The 2,905-nt window shown below is 45.5% G+C and carries 4 protein-coding genes; 2 read left to right on the top strand and 2 right to left on the bottom strand.

Annotated features, from left to right (window positions below; all coding sequences use genetic code 11):
• A partial coding sequence (locus QT974_RS18430) for a hypothetical protein (protein ID WP_442933191.1) occupies positions 1-813 on the bottom strand: 813 nt, incomplete at its 3' end.
• A gap of 87 nt (positions 814-900) precedes the next feature.
• Between QT974_RS18430 and cas6 the strand changes: the two genes are divergently transcribed.
• Positions 901-1,782 (top strand): CRISPR-associated endoribonuclease Cas6, encoded by an 882-nt coding sequence (cas6, locus tag QT974_RS18425; protein WP_333469885.1) that lies wholly within the window; start codon positions 901-903, stop codon positions 1,780-1,782.
• Here the strand turns inward: cas6 and QT974_RS18420 are convergent, their stop codons facing one another.
• A complete protein-coding gene (locus QT974_RS18420; RefSeq protein ID WP_333469884.1) occupies positions 1,783-2,109 on the bottom strand; it encodes an antibiotic biosynthesis monooxygenase in 327 nt (108 codons plus the stop codon).
• Positions 2,110-2,367: 258 nt separating this feature from the next.
• On the opposite strand from QT974_RS18420, the gene QT974_RS18415 reads away from it, so the two are divergent.
• Positions 2,368-2,874 carry a response regulator gene (locus QT974_RS18415; RefSeq protein WP_333469883.1) on the top strand — a complete coding sequence of 169 codons (507 nt, stop codon included), beginning with the start codon at positions 2,368-2,370 and terminating at the stop codon, positions 2,872-2,874.
• Positions 2,875-2,905: the final 31 nt, after the last annotated feature.

Raw genomic sequence — 2,905 nt, 5'->3', positions numbered from 1 at the left:
TTTATTTCTCCACGGATGAATCCGGGGGCTTGTATCCTGGATGCTTTCGGTCAAGCTGCCGACTATTTCCGAACCTAGCAACAGCGGTATTCCTAACAGCATTTTTACGCCCAAACGCTGCATAAATCGGTGCTGTATTGGCGTACTTTCTGGGTGATCCTCTAAGTCGTAAATCACTGGGGCGCGATCGCGAATGTGCTGTTTGAATGCTAAATCACTGGGACGCGATCGCGCAGCCATTGTCCGTTGAGTCGATCGACTGTTTCGGGTAAAGCTGCAATGATTTCGCCGTTGAGATAAACCAAATATATTGAGAAGCGATCGGACTCTGGACGAAATAGCCACAGCGCTGAGGATGATGATTCGAGTTGTTCGGAGGTGACTTGCAAAACGTGACCTAAAGCGCGATCGAGTTCGGGTTCCGTTGCTAAGACATCGAGGGTTTTTTTGAGTCCAGTCCTGAATTCCCTGATAAGTTCCTTGGGCTGCTTGAGAATGAGAAATTTGTGACACTGTGTGAGGTGAATCCCGCTCGTACAAAATCCGCCAGCAGGGTAATGGTTGAGATGGGTCGTCAAAATGATCGATTACTGTAACCCGATCGCAATCCAAGCATTCCCCGATAATTTGCAGCGCCGAATTGACCGCTTCGTCTAAGTTTTCAATGGTGAGTAAGGCTTTAGCAGCCGTTGCTGTCGCTTCTAGGAGGCGATCGCGATTTTCTGAACTTCGCAGCGCTGCATTCTCATGTTCCAGTTGAGCGACTCGCGCCTGCAATTCCTGCATCGAGACTTCCGGATTTAATGGGTTCATCGGTTTTACCTGCGATGTATTGCCTACCTGCTATCTATTTTGCTTGCTTAAGAGAAACTTGGAGCGCGATCGATCTATAATTAAAAGATGCCTCACAGCCTTATTTTAAACCTACTACCAGTTGCACCAATCCCATCCCAATTTTTAACGGGACGGCATCTCCACGCCTTATTTCTCAACCTTGTGAGTGCTGTAGACAGCGATTTGAGCGCGTACCTGCACGACCAATCCAACGAAAAAGCTTTCACATTAAGCCCTTTCCAAGTAAGCAGAAAAGAGACTTACAAAACTAGCAACCCACAGCCACAAAAGAGAGTTTTGCCTCCGGCTGCGCGCACTGTTTCGCAGGCCCTACAGTGGGAACACAAGCAAGCAATTGGGGAAAATACAGCGATTTGGTGGCGCATTTCTCTGCTGGATGACGGTTTGTTCGATCGCCTAACTCAACTTTGGCAGCAACTAAATTTTGACCGCCCGTGGCATCTAGGCCCGACAGATTTGTACGTGACTAACATTGTCAGCCAACAGGGTGCAAACCAGCCGTGGGTAAACTTTTGCAGTTACGCCGAATTGTTTGAAAAAGCTTCGGAAACTGAGCGCCAAATTGCGCTTACTTTCTGCACTCCTACGAATTTTCGGCAAGGCGTGTACGACAGTGCAATGCCAAGCAGAGAGAGTATTTTTGGCAGTTTGGCAAATCGTTGGAACAAGTACAGCGAAATTGCGATCGAACCTACTTTCACAGAAGCTATTTTTCCCAGTTTCTTCGATATCCGCACCGAAGTTTGTACGGATTCTCGCAGTAAATTTATTGGCTGCGTCGGCGAGGTTAGTTACCGAATTATGGGAGATGTCAATCCGCTTGCTGTCAAGCAAATTAATGCTTTAGCAGATTTTGCACTTTACAGCGGAGTCGGGCGCAAGACGCCGATGGGAATGGGAATGACCCGCAGGTTGCCCAATTTTTAATTACTCATTTTTAGCGTTAATTTCACTGACGATTTCATAAACATCAGTGTCGGGAATTTTGGCAAACAAAGGCGTCATCTGCTTCAATATTTCCTGATAAGCTTCGCTTTGATTTGCTGCCATCTCTTCTACGCTTTCCCAAAAAATGATGGCAATACCTTTGTCTGTATTCGGCAATTGCAGCAAATATGCTCCCTTAAAACCTGTGGCATAGGTGGCGACTGCTTTGCCAAAAAGTTCTTCTGCTTCTTTGAATTTTCCTGGTTTAAATTCGCCAATTGCAACGTAGGCGAACTGATGTCTGAGAAAGTCTAAAAATTCTGACATATTCTTTTCCTCAAAAAATCGCGATACACCAACTGATATTTTACGCTCTTGGCAGTAATTTTGTGAACTTCACAGTTTGTCTTTTTGAGCGAGCTAAGCGGCGAATTGATGAGATATTGCACGTAGGTGCGATCGCGCTTTACGCGTCAAAACCCCTAAAAAGTGGTTTTTTGCAATAACCCTATTGAATTTTTAAATTTGGCGGTGCAAAAATTATAACATACAAGTACCAACAAAGTAAATAGCGTGCTCAAGAACATGAAAAAAATATTAGTAATAGAAGACAATAACTTAATTCGAGAAACAGTTTTAGAACTTCTGGCATCGCGAGGTTTTGAAGCTGTCGGTGCCGAAAACGGACGAGTTGGCATCCAGTTAGCGATCGCCCTAATTCCCGATTTAATCTTGTCTGATGTGATGATGCCCCAAGTCAACGGTTTTGAAGTTTTCGCCGCTTTGCGATCGTATCCTGCCACCGCCAGAATTCCGTTTATTTTCATGACAGCCTCGGAAATGGAACAAGCCCTCGAACTGCCAGCAGACGGCTATCTCAAGAAACCTTGCAGCGTCAGCGAAATCCTGCGGGCGATCGCAACTCAACTAGAAAAACCGACAGTTATGGCAGAAGAAAGAACAAAGAAGGAAGAAGGCTCTTGCTTCGGCTACGCTCAGGACAACTCGGCTTTGCTAAGGGTGAAAAGAAGGAAGTCGGAAGAAGGAAGAAGGAATACAAGGTCGTGGAAAGTGGAATTAAAAATGTCCTAACCATCTTAGCGGTTGCTATACCAAGCCAAAA

The organism is Microcoleus sp. BM001215392 (assembly GCF_036700185.1).
Lineage (GTDB): Bacteria > Cyanobacteriota > Cyanobacteriia > Cyanobacteriales > Microcoleaceae > Microcoleus.
The sequence above is the reverse complement of the archived record's forward strand: the minus strand, read 5'-3'. Positions and strand labels throughout refer to the sequence as shown.

Coding starts and splice junctions, on each gene's coding strand:
- QT974_RS18420 (WP_333469884.1), bottom strand. CDS start 2,109: ATGTCAGAATTTTTAGACTTTCTCAGACATCAGTTCGCCTACGTTGCA.
- QT974_RS18415 (WP_333469883.1), top strand. CDS start 2,368: ATGAAAAAAATATTAGTAATAGAAGACAATAACTTAATTCGAGAAACA.
- cas6 (WP_333469885.1), top strand. CDS start 901: ATGCCTCACAGCCTTATTTTAAACCTACTACCAGTTGCACCAATCCCA.